The sequence below is a fragment of the Streptomyces sp. NPDC059009 genome, from assembly GCF_042740175.1.
Classification (GTDB): domain Bacteria; phylum Actinomycetota; class Actinomycetes; order Streptomycetales; family Streptomycetaceae; genus Streptomyces.
The window spans coordinates 270,260-286,531 of record NZ_JBHYJB010000004.1 but is presented as its reverse complement, the minus strand read 5'-3'; the positions used below and the strand labels follow the sequence as shown (position 1 = coordinate 286,531).

Genomic DNA, 16,272 nt, shown 5'->3' with positions numbered 1-16,272 from the left:
CCGGGGAAGGGGCGCGGCCGACGTCGTCTTCGTGGGGAGGCGCGGGCCTATGGGCGGGACAGGTGCAGCACCGGCGGTTCCGGCTGCCCCGGGATCGACGGCAGGTAGCCGGCGATGCCGGGTTCGGCGTCGGCCGCCCTGGGCCCGCCCCCGGCGACGGGTTCCGGACGCGCGGCGGCCGTGACCGGCGAGCGGGTCAGGACCAGGACCCCGTACCCGGCGACGAGCGCGCCCACCACGGCGAGGAGCACCCCGCCGGCCCCGCCCTGGAGCCGCTCGCCGAGCAGGCTCAGGCCGATCACGGACGCGGCCACCGGGTTGGCCAGGGTCACCACGGCGAGCGGCGCCCCGAGGCCGCCCCGGTAGGCGGTCTGGGAGAGCAGCAGGCCGCCCACGGCGAACGCGGCGACGAGCAGCGCCACCACGATCACCTGCGCGCTGAGCACCGGGCCCGAGCGGTCCGTGGCCGCGACCGTCACGGTCTGCGTGAGCGCGGACGCCACCCCGGAGGCGAACCCGGACGCGGTCGCGTGCCGCAGCCCCGGCCGGGCGCCCGGCCGCGACAGCAGGCCGATGACGGCCATCGTGCCCGCCGCGACGGCGAGCGCCTCGGGCAGCTTCAGATAGTCGTCGGGCGCGGGCCCGGAGGCCGTCAGGAGCAGCGCGCCGAGACCGATGAGGGTGAGCCCGGTGCCGCGCCACTCCAGGCGCGTCACGCGCCGCCCGGCGATCCGCGCCCCGAGCGGCACGGCCGCGACGAGGGTGAGCGCGCCCAGCGGCTGGACGAGCGTCAGCGGCCCGTACTTGAGGGCCGCGACGTGCAGCAGCGCGGCGGCGGCGTTCAGCCCGACCGAGGACCACCAGGCGCCGCTGCCGAGCAGCCGCAGCGCGCCGGACCCGGCACCGGAACCGCTCTCCGGCAGCCGGGAGGCGAGCCGCTCCTGGGCGACGGCGGCCGCGGCGTAGGCGGCGGCCGAGACGAGGGAGAGGAGGACGGCGACGACGGTGGCGCTCACCGGTCCACCCCCGAGGAGGCGAGTCCGGCGGCGGACGGGGCGGGCGCGGGGTCCTGAGCGGGCGCGGCCGCCGGGGCGGGCACGGACCGGCGTACCACCAGGGAACGCCCCGTCGACGGCTGCCGGATCACCGCGAGCGCGATGCCGAGCAGCGCGGCCGCCACGATCGCGTCGAGCCAGTAGTGGTTGGCCGTGCCGACGATCACGAGCAGCGTCAGGAGCGGATGCAGCAGCCACAGCCAGCGCCAGCGCGACTTCGTGGCCACGATGACGCCGATGGCGACCATCAGCGCCCACCCGAAGTGCAGCGACGGCATCGCGGCGAACTGGTTCGCCATCGAGTCGGTCTCCGGCGTCGAGGCGTACACGGAGGGCCCGTACACCTGGGCCGTGTCCACGAGGTGGGCGGCGCCGAGCAGCCGGGGCGGGGCCAGCGGGAACGTGAGGTGCAGCACGAGCGCGGCCGCGGTCAGGGCGGCCAGGACGCGGCGGGCCCAGACGTAGTGGCCGGGGCGGCGCACGTACAGCCAGACCAGGAAGGCGACCGTCGCCGGGAAGTGGACGGTCGCGTAGTAGGTGTTCGCGACGTGGATCAGCGTCTCGTTGTGCAGCAGGAGCTGCTGGACGAGGCCCTCGCCCGGCAGGTGCAGATCGCGCTCCGCGTTCCACACGTGGTGGGCGTTGCGGAACGCCTCCTCGGTGTGGCCGTTGGCGAGCTGCCGGCCCAGTTTGTAGACGAGGAACAGGCCCGCGATGAGCAGGAGTTCGCGGACGAGGGGCGGTCGGGCGGCCACCGTGCGGGTGGCTGGGCTCGGCTGCCGGTCGGATATGCCCGGCTGCTGGTCGGCAGGCTCGGTTCGGGTTTCCATCCCCGACCCCTTTGCGTGATGAGTGGGTAATGCGGTGGTGAGTGAGAGTCCGCCCCACTCATCGATACGCCAGTGTACCGAAACGAAAGTGTACCGATACGCGGCCGTACCGGTACACTGGCGTATCGGTAGGCTTTGAAAAGCTTCGAAGGCCGCCGTAGCGAGGAGACAGAGCAATGACGTCGGGGGACCAGGCACAGGGCGAGGTCCGGCAGCGCGAGGCCGGATCCCGGCGCTCCAAGATCACGCCCGAGCGCGAGCGCGAGTTCTACGAGGCCGTGCTCGACCAGCTCCGCGACCACGGCTACGAGGCCGTGACGATGGAGGGCGTCGCCGCGGCCACGAAGTGCAGCAAGTCCACGCTCTACCGGCAGTGGAAGACCAAGCCCCTGTTCGTGGCGGCGGCCCTGCGCGCCAATCGCTGCGTGCGCTTCGCGGGCATCGACACGGGCTCGCTCGCCGGCGACCTGCGCGCCGCCGCCTGCTCCGCCGCCGAGTGGTCGGGCCAGGACACCCTCCTCATGCAGGCCCTCAGCCACGCGATCCTGCAGGACGGCGACCTCAAGCAGGCGCTGCGCGACGCGCTGGTCGAACCGGAGATCGCGGGCATCGACGAGATGCTGCGGCGGGGCGTCGCGCGCGGCGAGATCCCCGCGGGCCACCCGGCGGCGGAGTTCGTCGCCGCCCAGCTCATGGGCGTGATCCGGGCCCGCCCGATGCTGGAGGGCAAGCACGCGGACGTGGAGTACCTGACGCGCTTCGTGGAGGCGGCGGTGCTTCCCGCGCTCGGCCTGGAGGCCGCGAGCGCACCTTGATCGTGGGCCGGACCCCGCCGGATGACCGGGGTCCGGGCCCGCCGCGCCGCACCGTGGGGACGGGGGCGGCGTCCTGCGGCCGGACGGGCGGCGGAGCACGGCGGTGCTCCGGCCGTTCGTCCGGCCCCTGTGCTGTTCACGGGGAGCGGCGCGGTGAGGCGAGGGCTCCGGGTCGCGTTTGGACCTGTTGAGCGGCCTCTCTTTGGTTCTGTTCGCGAGGCCAACGGGGCTTCAGAGTGAAGGGACTTGATCCACCCGATCCACCCCGAAGCCTCCCGGAGGTACCCCTTGAGCATCGCGTTCCTGCTGACCACGCTCCTCGTGGTGGCCACTCCCGGCACCGGAGCCGTCTACACCATCGCCGCCGGGCTCTCCCACGGGCGGCGGGCGAGCGTGGTCGCCGCGTTCGGCTCCACGCTCGGCATCGTGCCGCACCTGGTGGCGACCATCACCGGGCTCGCCGCCCTCCTGCACACCAGCACCGTCGCGTACGAGGTGGTGAAGTACCTCGGCGTCGGCTACCTCCTCTACATGGCGTGGGCGACGCTGCGCGACAAGGACGCGCTGGTCGCGGACGGGGACGGGGGTGCCCCGCGGTCGGCGGCGCGGGTCATCGGCTCGGGCGTGCTGATCAATCTGCTCAACCCGAAGCTCACGATGTTCTTCGTCGCGTTCCTGCCCCAGTTCGTCCCGCAGGACCGGCCCGGCTCCCTCGGCGTGATGCTGCAGCTCAGCGCGGTCTTCATGGGGCTCACGTTCGTGGTGTTCGCGGTGTACGGGCTGTGCGCCGCGGCCGTACGGGACCGGGTGCTGGCCCGACCGCGCGTGATGACCGGGCTGCGGCGGGCGTTCGCGGCCGGCTTCGTGGGGCTGAGCGCCCGGCTCGCACTGGCGTGATCGTGACAGGATGGCCGAGTGGCCGAGTGGCCGAGTGGCCGAGTGGCAGACGGGGGAGCGGGTGGAGAGCGGGGCGGATGCCGAACTGCCGTCGTACGGCTCCGACTTCCTCCAGCTCGACGTCGGCGCCGCCCCGGCCGGGGGCAAGGCGGACTGGCTCGCGGGACAGCTGCGGCGGGCGATAGCGGACGGGCGGCTCGCGATCGGGTCCCGGCTCCCGCCGACCCGGGTGCTCGCCGCCGAACTGCGGGTCTCGCGCGGGGTGGTGACCGAGGCGTACCGGCGGCTCACCGAGGACGGGCAGATCGAGGGGCGGCGGCGGGGTGGGACGGTGGTGCTGGCGGCCCCCTTGGGCCGGGGCACTCGGGCGCCCCGCGTCCCGCCCGTTCCTTCCGGCCCTGAACCGGTCGCGCCCGGCGGGGTGTTGGCCTCCGGCGCCGGCTCGGCTCTTGGTGCCGGCTCGGCTCTCGGTCCTGGCCCGGCTCCCGGTCTCGGTCCTGTTCCCGGCTCGGCTCTCGGTCCTGGTCTCGGTCCCGGCCCGGCTCTCGGTCTCGGTCCCGGCTCCGGTCCCGATCCTGGTCTCGGCCCCGGCCTCGCTCCCTCTCCCGGCTTCGTTCCCGGCCCTGGTCCCGGCCCCGGCCCGGGTCTCGGCCTCGCTCCCAGCCCCGGCCTCGCTCCCGCTCCCGGCCCCGACATCTTCGACGCCCTGCGCGCCGCCCCCGCCCGCGTCGACTTCACCCCCGGCAAACCGGACCTCACGGCCTTCCCCCGCGCGGCCTGGCTGCGGGCCGAACGCGCCGTGTTCGACGGGCCGTCGGCGGAGCACCTCGGGTACGGGGATCCGCGCGGCGCCGCACCCCTGCGCCGGGCCGTCGCGGACTGGCTGGCGCGCAACCGGGGCATCCAGGTCGGCGCGGACGAGGTGCTCGTCGTCGCCGGTACCGCGCAGGCCCTCACCCTCCTGCACCCTGTGCTGCGCGCCGACGGCATCGACACCGTCGCCGTGGAGGACCCCGGCTCGCTCGGCACCCGCCAACACCTGCTCAACGGCGGCCTGTTCACCCCTCCCGTGCCGGTCGACGAGGGCGGGGTGCGGGTCGACGCCCTGCGCGCCACCCATGCGCGCGCGGTGCTGCTGACACCCGCGCACCAGTTCCCCACGGGAGTGGTGCTGAGCGGTGAGCGCCGCCGTGAGCTGCTGCGCTGGGCGCTGGACGGCGCGGCCGGCGGCGGCACATCGATGTACGACAGCCGCCTGATCATTGAGGACGACTACGACGCCGAGCACCGTTACGACCGGCCGCCCGTGCCCGCGCTGCGCTCCCTGCTCGCGGACCAGGTGTGCTACCTGGGGAGCGTCTCCAAGCTGCTCGCGCCCGCGCTCCGCATCGGCTGGATGGTGGCGCCGCCCCGCCACCGCGCCGCGCTCACCCACGCCAAGCGCTTCACCGACCTGGGCAACGCGGCGCTGCCGCAGCTGGTGCTCGCCCGGCTCATGGAGTCCGGTGAACTGGAGCGCCATCTGCGGCTGTTGCGCGGCCGCCACCGGCGCCGCCGCGACGCCATGATCGCCGCCCTCGCCGAGGAGGTGCCGGGGGCGGTCGTGCACGGCGCGGCGGCCGGGCTGCACCTCACCGTCACCTACGAGACCGACGTCCCCGACACCGAGCTCGCCGCGGCCGCGCTCGCCCGGGGCGTGAAGTGCCACCCCCTGTCGTGGCACCGCCAGGTGCCGGGGCGGCCCGGCCTCGTCCTCGGTTACGCGGCCACCCCGCCGGGCCTCGTCGCGGAGGGCGTGGCGGCGATCGGCGCGGCGCTGCGCGAGCTCTCCGCGGGCTAGCCCCCCGGGGCGAGAGGGGCGAGAGGGGCGAGAGGGGTGTGAGGGGCGGGAGTGGGGGCAGGAGTTGAGCGGCGTCACCGGGGCCGCTCCCTCTCAGACCTCCGTGCCGTTGCCCCCGCCGGCCCCGTCCGGCGCCTTCTTGATGCCCTGGGTGATCTCGTCGAGCACCGACTGCTTCGGTGCCTCGTCGTTGATGTCCAGGCCGAAGCGGACGATGACGATGCGGTCCTTGTCGACGGGCGAGGGGAACGCCAGCGACTGCACATAGCCGTCGTCGCTCTTCTGCGTCACCACCTTCCAGCGGACCAGGTATCCCTTCTGGCCCGCGACGGTGACGGCCTTCGACTCCAGCTCCTTGTGCGAGGTGATCTTCCCGTACGTCTTGCCGCCGAAGGCGTCCTTCGCGTTGGGCGCGATGTCGGCCCGGGCCGCTGCCTTCGCGGACTTGGCGTCGATCTTGTACGCCGTCGCGGGCGCCGAGTACGCCCCGCCCCGGGTGCACTGCTCGGAGGCGTTGCCCGGGCAGGGGAAGGGGGCCGTCGTCACGGCGGCGCCCTTGTCGGTGGCGCCGCCGCGCCAGCCGTCCGGCGTGGGCAGGCTGATGCCGTTGGTCGGGTCCGCGACGAAGCCCTTCTCCGGCTCCGGGCCCTGGGAGGGCCCGCCGGGGGACTGTTCCGGGGCGTTCGGCCCCTCCGGCGAGCCGCCGCCGCCGTTACCGCCCTGACCGCCGTTGCCGCCGTCCTCGCCGGGGGCCGAAGGCGCGCTGGATCGCGGGGGCTTGGCGCTGTCGCCGCGGCCGCCGTCCCCGTCGTCGTCGGCGGTCAGCGCGTACACCCCGCCGCCTATGCCCGCGAGAACGGCGACCCCCACGATCGCCGCTATCGCGATGCGCGCTCCCCGGCGCCGGCCGCCGGGCGGTGCGACGGGCAGGCCCGGGTAGCCGGGATGGACGGGCGGGCCCGCCGGGTGTCCCGCGCCGGGGGCTCCGCTCATGGGCCCGCCCGCCGCCGAGCGCACCTGGTCCGTCCATGTCTGTCCGTCCCACCAGCGTTCGGTGCGCGGTCCGTCGCTTGTCTGCCCCGGGTCGGGATACCAGCCGGGAGGAGTCGCCTGCGTCATGGCGCCAGGTTAAGAGCCGTCCGTGAAAGGGGGATGAGAGGGGGCGGATCCGCCTCGCCGCTCCGGGGCCAACCGGCCTCGCCGCTCCGGGCCCAACCGGTCTCGACGGCCGAGGTCACCCGGTCTCGACGGGCGAGGTCACCCGGCCACGACCAGCCGTACCGGCGCCACCGCGGCGGGCCCCGGCGACGGCACCCCGCGCCGCCCCGGAGTGATCGACCCGAGCACGCTCGGGTGCCGAGCCCCGGTGCTGGCGGGCACGGTCCCCGCGAGCCCGTGCACCGTGAGGAACCCCAGGACCGCGAAGGCGTACGCCTCCTTCGCCGCCGACGGGAGGCCGAGCTCGTCGGACGTACGGACGGGAATCCTGCCACCGCCACCGCCACCGCCACCGCCACCGGACCTGCTCCCGGCCCCGCCACCGGACGTGCCCTCGGCCCCGCCCCGCGCCGCGCCGTCGTCCAACTCCGCGCGCAGCAGCCTCATCAGCGTCGGGTTGCGCGTGCCGCCCCCGGACGCGACGACCTCGCTCGCCCGCACCGAGCGCACCGCGTCCGCGACCGTGCGGGCGGTGAGCAGCGTGAGCGTCGCGGCGAGGTCCTCCAGCGGCAGCTGCTCGTACCCCCGCGCCAGGGCGGCGCGCAGATAGGTGAGGTGGAAGAGTTCCTTGCCGGTCGTCTTGGGCGCGGGCAGGGCGTAGTACGGCTCCGCGAGGAGCAGTTCGAGCAGTCCCGCGTCGGGCCGGCCGCGGGCGGCGAGGGCGCCGTCCTGGTCGTGGGTGAGGCGGCCGGAGGTGCCGTCGTGCACGGCCGCGTCGAGGAGGGCGCCCGCCGGACCCGTGTCGAAGGCCGTGCCATCGGGCGCCGTGATGTTGGCGATGCCGCCGAGGTTCAGGGCGGCGGGCGCGCCGGGCCTGCCGCGCAGCCACATCTGGTCGAACAGGCTGACCAGCGGCGCTCCTTGACCGCCCGCCGCGATGTCCCGGGGCCGGAAGTCGGCGACCACGGGCAGCCCGCTCGCCTCCGCGATCCACGCGGGCTGGCCGATCTGCAGAGTGCCGTGCACCTGCCCGTCCTCGACCCAGTGGTAGACGGTCTGGCCGTGCGAGGCGACCAACTCGGCGCGCCCGTCGCACAGTTCGCGGTCCGCCTCGACGGCCGCCGCGGCGAAGGCCCGGCCGATGAGCGTGTCGAGGCGGCACACCTCGGCGAGCGAGGTCGTGGCGGGCGGCAGCGCGGCCGCGAGGGAACGCTGCAGCTCCGGGTCGTAGCCACGGCTGATGAGGCCGAGCGGCGACAGCAGCAGCCGGTCCCCGTCGATCGTCAAGTCGGCCGCCGCGGCGTCGATCGCGTCGTACGAAGTCCCCGACATCAACCCGATCACGCGCACGTGTGGCCTCCTTCTCGACCGCTCCCGGCCCGTTCGCCGTTCCCGAATCACCGATCCCGTCCGCCCCGTACGTCCCATGATCGCAGCGAGGACGGTCCCGTGCACCGCGCGTTCGGGGGCGGACCGTGGACGGGGGCATGGGTGGGCGCGCGCCGGGCCCGCGCCGGGCCCGCTCAGGGAGCCCCGCTCACTCCCTCCCGGCGAGCACCCGCGCGCGGCACGCCTGCGGATCGCCCCACGCGGTGCGCAGCGCCCGGGCCTTGGTGAGCCACAGGGAGAGGTCGTACTCGGAGGTGTAGCCGATCGCGCCGTGCAACTGGAGTCCCGCCCGCGCCGCTGCATAGGCCGCCTCGCCCGCGGCCACCTTGGCCGCCGCTATGTCGGCACCCTCCATGGAGAGGGCCGCCCCGAAGAGCAGGGGCCGGGCGAACTCGAGCCGTACGAGGACGTCGGCCAGCCGGTGCTTCACGGCCTGGAAGGTGCCGATCGCCGTCCCGAACTGGGTGCGCTGCTTCACGTACGCCACGGTCCTGTCCAGGAGTGCCCGTCCGACGCCCAGCGCCTGTGCGGCCGTGGCGAGCGCGGCCCAGTCGGCGGCCCGGTCGGCGGCCTCGGTCACGGCGGGCCCGGTGGCGAGGAGTTCGCCGCCGGGCAGCGGGACGGCGAGGCGGCGGGCGGGGTCGAGGGAGTGGTGCAGACTCTCGGGGCCCGGCGCGAGGCGCAGTGCGCCGTCGGCGGCGACCAGGAGGTGCGTCGCCGCGTCGGCGTCCAGTGCGTACGGGACGTGCGGGACGTGCGGGACGTGCGGGTAACTGTCGTTCTCGTACGGGCCGTTCGTCCCCGGGAGGGCGAGGGTGGCCGTGGCGGCGCCGGAGGCCAGGGCGGGCAGGAGGCGCTTGGCGGGTTCCTGCTCGCCGAGGTCGGCGAGGCGGGACAGCAGCGCCGCGGCGGCCACCGTCTCCACCAGGGGGCCCGGCACCGCGTGACGGCCCAACTCGATGAAGACGACGGCCACTTCGACAGGGAGCGGCCCCACTCCTTCATGCTCCTCGGGCACGGCCAGGGCGAAGACGCCCGCCTCCGCGAGGCGCCGCCACAGCGCCTGCCCCGGAGTGTGGTCGGCGGCGGCCCACGCGCGTGCGGCCGCCGGGGTGTCGGCCGCTGTCAGCATCGCGTCCAGGGACCGGGCGAACTCCCGCTGCTCGTCGTCCAGGAGGAATCGCATCAGCGCCGTCCCTTCGGCAGGCCGAGCAGGCGCTCGGCGATGATGTCGCGCTGGATCTCGTTCGTCCCCGCGTAGATGGGTCCGGCGAGCGAGAAGACATAGCCCTCGGCCCACTCGCCGTCTGCCAACTCGCCCTCCGGGCCCAGCAGATCGAGCGCCGTCTCATGCGTCTCGATGTCGTACTCCGACCAGAAGACCTTGTTCAGGCTGGACTCGGCGCCGATGGTCTCGCCCGCCGCGAACCGCGAGGCGTTCGCCCAGGTGAAGAGCTCATAGGCGCGGGCCCCGATCACCGCGTCGGCCACCCGGTCGCGCAGCGCCGTGTCCGTCGGGTCGCCCTGTGCCCGCCACGCGCGCGTGAGGCGGTCCGCCGTCGCGAGGAAGCGGCCCGGTGAACGCAGGGTGAGGCCCCGCTCGTTGCCCGTCGTCGACATCGCGATCCGCCAGCCCTGGCCAGGCTCGCCGATCACGTCCTCGTCCGGCACGAAGACGTCGTCCAGGAAGAGCTCGGCGAAGGCGGGCTTGCCGTCCAGACGCCCGATGGGACGGACCGTCACGCCCTCCGCGTCGAGCGGGAACATCAGGTACGTGAGCCCTCGGTGCGGCCGTGCGGGGTCGACGGCCGGGTCGCTGCGGAACAGGCCGAAGGCCCGGTCGGCGAACGCGGCCCGCGACGACCAGGTCTTCTGGCCGCTGAGCAGCCAACCCCCCTCCGTACGCCGGGCGGTGGAGCGCAGCGAGGCGAGGTCCGAGCCGGACTCGGGCTCGGACCACGCCTGCGCCCAGATCACCTCGCCGCTCGCCATCGGGGGCAGCACCCGGGCGCGCTGCTCCTCGGTGCCGTGGTCGAAGAGGGTGGGGGCGAGGAGATTGATCCCGTTCTGCGAGACGCGGCCCGGCGCCCCCGCCGCGTAGTACTCCTCCTCGAAGACCAGCCACCGGACGATGTCGACGCCCTGCCCCCCGTACTCCCGCGGCCAGGACACCACCGACCAGCAGCCCGCGGCGAGTTCGGCCTCCCAGGCGCGGTGGGCGGCGAAGCCCTCGGCGGTCTCCAGCGAGGGCAGCGGCCCGGGCGGCACGTGCTCCGCGAGCCAGGCGCGCGCCCGCAGCCTGAACTCCCCTTCCTCGGCGGTGAAGTCGAGGTCCATCAGCGGCCCACCTCTTCGCTCGGCCCGGCTCTTCCCTAACAAGTGTTTGGTAGATTACCGTGGGTCGGGTCAGCCGTCGAGGGCAGTCGAGGGTGAAGAAGAGGGAGAGGAGGCCGCCCGTGGGAGCGCCCGAATATGTGCCGGGGCACGGCCTGTTGGCCGGCCGCACCGCCGTGATCACCGCCGCCGCCGGAGCGGGCATCGGCGGCGCCACCGCGCGCCGCTTCCTGGAGGAGGGCGCCCGCGTCGTCATCGGCGACGCCCACCCGCGCCGCACCAAGGAGTCGGTCCAGTCGCTCGCCGCCGAGTTCGGCGCCGACCGCGTCGCGGGCACACCGTGCGACGTGACGGACGAGGAGCAGGTCCAGGAGCTCTTCGAGCTGGCGGAGCGGAGCCACGGCCGCCTCGACATCGTCGTGAACAACGCGGGCCTCGGGGGCACCGCCGAGCTCACCGAGATGACCGACGCCCAGTGGGACAAGGTCATCGACGTCACGCTGAACGGGACGTTCCGCTGCACCAGAGCCGCCCTGCGCCGCCTGTACGCCACCGGCGAGGGCGGAGTGATCGTCAACAACGCCTCGGTGCTCGGCTGGCGCGCCCAGGCGGGCCAGGCCCACTACGCCGCGGCGAAGGCCGGCGTCATGGCCCTCACCCGCTGCGCCGCCCTGGAGGCCGCCCCGCACGGGATCCGGGTCAACGCGGTCTCGCCGAGCCTCGCCATGCACCCCCACCTCGCCAAGGTCACCTCGGACGAGCTGCTCGAAGAGCTCACCGCGCGCGAGGCGTTCGGGCGCTACGCGGAACCGTGGGAGATAGCCAACGTGATCGTCTTCCTGGCCAGCGGCTACTCCTCGTACATGACGGGGGAGACGGTCGCGGTCAGCAGCCAGCACGCCTGACCGCACCGCCGCCACCCGCCTAGGACCACAATGGTTTCGTGCCTACGAAGAAGAAGCCCCAGGTGACCGCCTCGCCCGAGCGGCGCCGAGAACTACTGGACACCGCGGCCGAGGTCTTCGCCGCCCAGGGCTACAACGCCACCACCGTCCGTAAGATCGCCGACCACGCCGGGATGCTGGCCGGCAGCCTCTACTACCACTTCGACTCCAAGGAGTCGATGCTCGAGGAGATCCTGCGCACCTTCCTCGACGAGCTGTGGTCCGGCTACGACACCGTGCTCGACTCCGAACTCGGCCCCAGGCAGACCCTGGAGGCCCTCGTCACCGAGTCCTTCCGGGAGATCGACCGGCACCGCGCCGCCGTCGCGATCTACCAGAAGGAGTCCAAGCACCTCGTCGCCCAGGAGCGCTTCGAGTTCCTCGCCGCCTCGCAGCGCAGGTTCGAGAAGGCGTGGCTGACGACCCTGGAGCTCGGCGTCAAGCAGCACGTCTTCCGCGCCGACCTCGACATCCGCCTCACCTACCGGTTCGTGCGCGACACCGTGTGGGTGGCCGCCTCCTGGTACCGGCCCGGCGGACAGCACAGCCCCGAGGAGATCGCCCGCCAGTACCTGTCGATGGTGCTGGACGGGATCGCCGTACGCGCGACATGACCACATGAGCACATGACCACGGAAGGGATCCGTCATGGCCGAGGCTTACATCGTCGAAGCGGTCCGCACCCCCGTCGGGCGGCGCAAGGGGGGCCTCGCCGCGGTCCACCCCGCCGACCTGGGGGCGCACGTCCTCACGGCGCTCGTCGAGCGCACGGGAGTCGACCCGGCCGCCGTCGAGGACGTCGTCTTCGGCTGCCTGGACACGGTCGGCCCGCAGGCCGGCGACATCGCGCGCACCTGCTGGCTCGCGGCCGGACTGCCCGAGGAAGTGCCCGGCGTGACGGTGGACCGGCAGTGCGGATCCTCGCAGCAGGCCCTGCACTTCGCCGCCCAGGGAGTCCTCTCCGGCACCCAGGACCTGGTGGTCGCGGGCGGCACGCAGAACATGTCGATGATCCCCATCGCCTTCGCCTCCCGGCAGGCCGCCGAGCCCCTCGGCCTCACCGAGGGCCCGTACGCGGGCAGTTCGGGCTGGCGCGCACGCTACGGGGACCAGCCCGTCAACCAGTTCCACGGCGCCCAGCTGATCGCCGAGAAGTGGGGCATATCCCGGCTCGACATGGAGGAGTTCGCGCTCCGCTCCCACCAGCGCGCGCTGCGCGCCATCGACGAGGGCCGCTTCGACCGCGAACTCGTCGCGTACGGCGAGGTGACGACGGACGAGGGGCCGCGCCGGGACACGACGCTGGAGAAGATGGCGGGCCTGGGGCCCGTCATGGAGGGCGGCACCATCACCGCGGCCTGCTCCTCGCAGGTCTCCGACGGCGCGGCGGCGCTGCTGATCGCGAGCGAACGGGCCGTCCAGGAACACGGGTTGACGCCGCGGGCCCGCATCCACCACCTCTCCGTGCGCGGCGAGGACCCCATCCGCATGCTCTCCGCGCCGATCCCCGCCACCGCGTACGCCCTCAAGAAGACCGGCATGAGCCTGGACGACATCGACCTCGTGGAGATCAACGAGGCGTTCGCGCCCGTCGTCCTCGCCTGGCTCAAGGAGACCGGCGCCGACCCGGAGAAGGTGAATGTGAACGGCGGCGCGATCGCCCTCGGCCACCCCCTCGGCGCCACCGGCGTCAAGCTGATGACCACGCTCCTGCACGAATTGGAGCGCACCGGTGGCCGGTTCGGACTCCAGACGATGTGCGAGGGTGGGGGTCAGGCCAACGTGACCGTCATTGAGCGACTTTGACGTTTTCGGGGCGCTCGACGCATCGTGCCGACCGTCGCGGACCGCTCGGCGACACCACTCGGTGAGGGACCGTCAAGTCCTTCACCCCTTGCGGCGTCAGCTGGGCAGACCGTGCTCCGCGACGGCTCCGGCCCGGCTAGTCTCGAGGTCTGTACGTCGAATGAGCGACCCCGGGAGGTAGCGCGATGACACAGGGACGGCCCGCAGGCACCGCCTGGGCCCCGCTGTGGGAGCGTGACGACGAGCTCGACGCCGTCGCCCGAGCCGTCGACGACCTCTGCTCCGAAGGGACGGGGGCGAGGCACTCCGGCGGCCTCCTCGTCTTCAACGGAGAGGCGGGCATCGGCAAGACCGCCCTCCTGGCCGAAGTCCGCCGCATCGCCGACGGCCGCGCCACCGTCTGGTCCGCCCGCGGCGGCGAGACCGTCACCTCGGTCCCGTTCAACGTGGTGCGGCAACTGCTCCAGCCCGCCCTCGTCTCCCTCACCGCCGACGAGGCCCGCGAATACCTGGGCGATCGCTACGAGATCGCGGGCCCGGCCCTCGGCATAGCCGAGCCCGGCGGACGCCAGGCCGACCCGCAGGGCGTCTGCGACGGACTCGTCGAAGCGGTGTCCCGCCTCGCCCGGCTGCACTGGCCGCTCGTCCTCCTCATCGACGACGCGCACTGGGCCGACCAGGAGACCCTCCACTGGCTCGCCGCGTTCGCCCAGGTCCTCGAGGCGCTCCCGGTCCTCGTCGTGGTCGCCCACCGCCCCGGCGAGGCCACCGGCGACAGCGCCCGCCACCTCGCGGCCGTCGGCGCCGCCGCCCGGCCCTTCACCACCCTGCGCGCCCTCACCCCGGCCGCCGCCGCGGGCCTGACCCGCGCCACCCTCGGCGAGCACGCCGACGACCCGTTCTGCCGCGAGGTCTGGGCCGTCACCGGCGGCAACCCGTACGAGTCCGTGGAGCTCCTCGCCAAGGTCCAGGACAGCGGCATCGACCCGGTGGACGGCTCCGCGAGCGAGCTGCGCGCCCTCAACCGCTCGGCGCGCGGCCGCGGTCTGGTGGACCGGCTCGAAGGTCTCGGCATCGATGTCACACGGTTCGCCTGGGCCGCCGCCATCCTCGGCAGCGACATCTCCCTCGACCTCGCGGCCCAGCTCGCCGGGTTGCGCCGCGACGACGCCGAGCGGTGCGCGGACCGGCTGCGCAGCGCCCGCATCCTCGTCGGGGACGACGCCGGGCTCGAGTTCGTCCACCCGCTGATCGCCAGCGCCGTCTACCGCGCCATCCCGTCCGCCACCCGCACTGCCATGCACGGCCAGGCGGCCTGGGCCGTCACCCAGTCCGGGCTCGGCCCCGCCGCCGCGTCCCGCCACCTCCTCGAGGTCCACCCGGACGACGACCCCGATCTGGTCAGCCAGCTGCGCGCGGCCGCCGCCGAACACCTCGCGGTGGGCGCCCCGGACGCGGCCCGCCGCTGCCTGGAGCGGGCCCTGCGCGAACCGCCCCTGCCCGAGACCCACGCGCGCGTGCTCTACGAACTCGGCTGTGCCACCCTCCTCACCTCGCCCGCCACCACCGTCGGGCACCTGCGCGACGCCCTGTCCATGCGCGGACTCGACCAGTCGCTGCGCGTCGACGCCGTCTGCCGCCTCTCCCAAGCGCTCGTCCACAACGACCAGTTGGAGGAGGGCCTCAAGGCCATCGACGACGAGGCCGCCCGCCTCGCCCAGGGGCCCGACCGGATGCGCCTGCAGGCCGTCCGCTACATGTGGGAGGGCATCCACGCGGGCGAGGAGGACTCGCCCGGCAGGTCCCGCCGCCTGGCCGCGCTCGCCGGCCCCCTCACCGGCAGGGACAACGCGGAGCGCGCGCTGCTCATCCTCCGCGCCTTCGACGCCATGACCCGCGGGGAGAACGCGGAAGAGGTCGTCGAGTTCTGCGACCGCGCCCTCGTCAACGGCCGCCTCGCGCCCGGACTCGGCTGGACCGACACGGAATGGACCTTCGAACTCCGTCTGATGCTCGGCTTCTCGTACGCCTTCACGGACCGCCTCGACCGCGCGGAGAGCCTCTTCACCGAGGCGGTACGGGCCTACGAGACGGCGGGCTGGAGCGGCGGCCACCTCGCCCTCTCGCACGCCCTCGTCGGCTATGTGAACCGCCGCCGCGGCCGCCTGGTCGAGGCCGAGCGCTCCCTGCGCGAGAGCCTGCGCCTCGCCGACCGCGTCGGCCAGGGCCTGCCCATGCACTGGGAGGCCGCGAGCATGCTCATCGACACGCTCCTGGCCCGCGGCCACGCCGAGGCGGCCAGCGAGATCGCCGACCGCTACGGCTTCGCCCCGCCGTCCGCGTCCACGATCTACGTCCCGGACGCCGCATCGGTACGCGGCCGCCTCCTCCTCACCCTGGGCCGCACCGAAGAGGGCCTGAACGAACTCGAAGCCACCGCCAAGGCGTTGACCGCCCGCGGCCAGTACAACACCGTGCTCGCCCCCTGGCCCTACGACCTCGCCCGTGCCCTCGCCCACGAGGACCCGCGCCGAGCGGCCGACCTCGTCGCCGACGCCCGCATTCAGGCCGAACGCTTCGGCACGGACACGGCGATCGGCGAGGCCCTGCGCTGCGCCGCCGCCCTCGACACGGGCGCCCGCTCGGTCGCCCTCTACGCCCGGGCCGCCGCCTACCTCGAGGCATCACCCTGCGCGTACGAACACGCGGTGGCCCGCGTCGAGTACGGCATCGCGGCACGCTCGGCACCGGAGGTCAGCCGGGGCCTCGCGCTCGCGGAGGCGTGCGGGGCGGACGGACTGGCGTCGCGGGCAAGGGAGTTCCTCGCAAGCTGAGGGCTCGCAGCCGCTTGGTGGGGCCCCTGGCTCGGGGCGGTCGCTTGGTTGGTGGTGCCCCTGGCCTGGGGCGGCCACTTGGTCGGGGGTGCCCTGGCCTGGGGCGGTCGCGTGGTCGGTGATGCCCTGGCCTGGGACGGCCGCTCGGTAGAGGGTGGTGCCCCTGGCCTGGGGGGTGTCTGCTGAGAGGCGGGGTCCCGGTGTGACGGGGCTGAAGCCCGGTTCCCGGGGCTGAGCCCGGGTCTGGGGCTGTGTTCGGGTCTGGGGCGCTCCTGGGTCCTGGGGGCGTGCTCTCGCCTCCGGGGCGTGCTGTCGGCTCCGGGGGCGGCCAGTCCCCACGAGCGCTCCCCACGACCGTTCCCCACGACCG

Annotated in this window: 13 protein-coding genes; 7 read left to right on the top strand and 6 right to left on the bottom strand. The window is 74.2% G+C overall.

The features are described 5' to 3' along the window. Positions 1-47: 47 nt before the first annotated feature. Both ACFWYM_RS06400 and ACFWYM_RS06395 read right to left on the bottom strand, forming a co-directional pair. Positions 48-1,016 carry a DMT family transporter gene (locus ACFWYM_RS06400; RefSeq protein ID WP_384830807.1) on the bottom strand — a complete coding sequence of 323 codons (969 nt, stop codon included), beginning with the start codon at positions 1,014-1,016 and terminating at the stop codon, positions 48-50. Beyond that, positions 1,013-1,885, bottom strand: a complete 873-nt coding sequence (locus tag ACFWYM_RS06395; RefSeq protein ID WP_384830805.1) for a phosphatase PAP2 family protein — start codon at positions 1,883-1,885, stop codon at positions 1,013-1,015. Before ACFWYM_RS06395 ends, ACFWYM_RS06400 begins: the two co-directional genes overlap by 4 nt. 176 nt (positions 1,886-2,061) lie before the next feature. On the opposite strand from ACFWYM_RS06395, the gene ACFWYM_RS06390 reads away from it, so the two are divergent. The 3 genes from ACFWYM_RS06390 (at position 2,062) to ACFWYM_RS06380 (ending at position 5,437) form a co-directional block, all read left to right on the top strand. Beyond that, positions 2,062-2,700 carry a TetR/AcrR family transcriptional regulator C-terminal ligand-binding domain-containing protein gene (locus ACFWYM_RS06390; RefSeq protein WP_384830802.1) on the top strand — a complete coding sequence of 213 codons (639 nt, stop codon included), beginning with the start codon at positions 2,062-2,064 and terminating at the stop codon, positions 2,698-2,700. Between the two features lie 288 nt (positions 2,701-2,988). Then, positions 2,989-3,597 (top strand): LysE family translocator, encoded by a 609-nt coding sequence (locus tag ACFWYM_RS06385; protein ID WP_384830799.1) that lies wholly within the window; start codon positions 2,989-2,991, stop codon positions 3,595-3,597. A gap of 10 nt (positions 3,598-3,607) precedes the next feature. After that, positions 3,608-5,437, top strand: coding sequence for a PLP-dependent aminotransferase family protein (locus ACFWYM_RS06380; protein ID WP_384830796.1), 1,830 nt, complete (start codon positions 3,608-3,610; stop codon positions 5,435-5,437). 93 nt (positions 5,438-5,530) lie between these two features. On the opposite strand, the gene ACFWYM_RS06375 is transcribed toward ACFWYM_RS06380, so the two are convergent. The 4 genes from ACFWYM_RS06375 to ACFWYM_RS06360 form a co-directional block, all read right to left on the bottom strand. Next, positions 5,531-6,556 (bottom strand): DUF2510 domain-containing protein, encoded by a 1,026-nt coding sequence (locus ACFWYM_RS06375; RefSeq protein WP_384830792.1) that lies wholly within the window; start codon positions 6,554-6,556, stop codon positions 5,531-5,533. 138 nt (positions 6,557-6,694) lie between these two features. Continuing rightward, positions 6,695-7,945, bottom strand: coding sequence for an anhydro-N-acetylmuramic acid kinase (locus tag ACFWYM_RS06370; RefSeq protein ID WP_384830790.1), 1,251 nt, complete (start codon positions 7,943-7,945; stop codon positions 6,695-6,697). Between the two features lie 187 nt (positions 7,946-8,132). Continuing rightward, positions 8,133-9,170 carry an acyl-CoA dehydrogenase family protein gene (locus ACFWYM_RS06365; protein WP_384830787.1) on the bottom strand — a complete coding sequence of 346 codons (1,038 nt, stop codon included), beginning with the start codon at positions 9,168-9,170 and terminating at the stop codon, positions 8,133-8,135. Further along, a complete protein-coding gene (locus tag ACFWYM_RS06360; RefSeq protein WP_384830784.1) occupies positions 9,170-10,321 on the bottom strand; it encodes an acyl-CoA dehydrogenase family protein in 1,152 nt (383 codons plus the stop codon). The genes ACFWYM_RS06365 and ACFWYM_RS06360 overlap by 1 nt, the downstream gene beginning before the upstream one ends. A 119-nt stretch (positions 10,322-10,440) precedes the next feature. Between ACFWYM_RS06360 and ACFWYM_RS06355 the strand changes: the two genes are divergently transcribed. From ACFWYM_RS06355 to ACFWYM_RS06340, 4 genes are all read left to right on the top strand, one after another. Then, positions 10,441-11,223 carry an SDR family oxidoreductase gene (locus ACFWYM_RS06355; protein ID WP_384830782.1) on the top strand — a complete coding sequence of 261 codons (783 nt, stop codon included), beginning with the start codon at positions 10,441-10,443 and terminating at the stop codon, positions 11,221-11,223. A gap of 38 nt (positions 11,224-11,261) precedes the next feature. Continuing rightward, positions 11,262-11,876 (top strand): TetR/AcrR family transcriptional regulator, encoded by a 615-nt coding sequence (locus ACFWYM_RS06350; protein WP_384830779.1) that lies wholly within the window; start codon positions 11,262-11,264, stop codon positions 11,874-11,876. Positions 11,877-11,910: 34 nt separating this feature from the next. Then, the gene (locus ACFWYM_RS06345) at positions 11,911-13,068 is read left to right on the top strand and encodes an acetyl-CoA C-acetyltransferase (protein ID WP_384830776.1); all 1,158 of its coding nucleotides are present in this window, start codon (positions 11,911-11,913) and stop codon (positions 13,066-13,068) included. Between the two features lie 185 nt (positions 13,069-13,253). Next, positions 13,254-15,902 (top strand): ATP-binding protein, encoded by a 2,649-nt coding sequence (locus tag ACFWYM_RS06340; RefSeq protein ID WP_384830773.1) that lies wholly within the window; start codon positions 13,254-13,256, stop codon positions 15,900-15,902. Positions 15,903-16,272 lie beyond the last annotated feature (370 nt).

Bases quoted from the DNA above. Each gene is read 5' to 3' on its own strand.
- ACFWYM_RS06390 (WP_384830802.1), top strand. From the start codon at position 2,062: ATGACGTCGGGGGACCAGGCACAGGGCGAGGTCCGGCAGCGCGAGGCC.
- ACFWYM_RS06345 (WP_384830776.1), top strand. From the start codon at position 11,911: ATGGCCGAGGCTTACATCGTCGAAGCGGTCCGCACCCCCGTCGGGCGG.
- ACFWYM_RS06365 (WP_384830787.1), bottom strand. From the start codon at position 9,170: ATGCGATTCCTCCTGGACGACGAGCAGCGGGAGTTCGCCCGGTCCCTG.
- ACFWYM_RS06395 (WP_384830805.1), bottom strand. From the start codon at position 1,885: ATGGAAACCCGAACCGAGCCTGCCGACCAGCAGCCGGGCATATCCGAC.
- ACFWYM_RS06360 (WP_384830784.1), bottom strand. From the start codon at position 10,321: ATGGACCTCGACTTCACCGCCGAGGAAGGGGAGTTCAGGCTGCGGGCG.
- ACFWYM_RS06380 (WP_384830796.1), top strand. From the start codon at position 3,608: ATGGCCGAGTGGCCGAGTGGCCGAGTGGCCGAGTGGCAGACGGGGGAG.
- ACFWYM_RS06375 (WP_384830792.1), bottom strand. From the start codon at position 6,556: ATGACGCAGGCGACTCCTCCCGGCTGGTATCCCGACCCGGGGCAGACA.
- ACFWYM_RS06340 (WP_384830773.1), top strand. From the start codon at position 13,254: ATGACACAGGGACGGCCCGCAGGCACCGCCTGGGCCCCGCTGTGGGAG.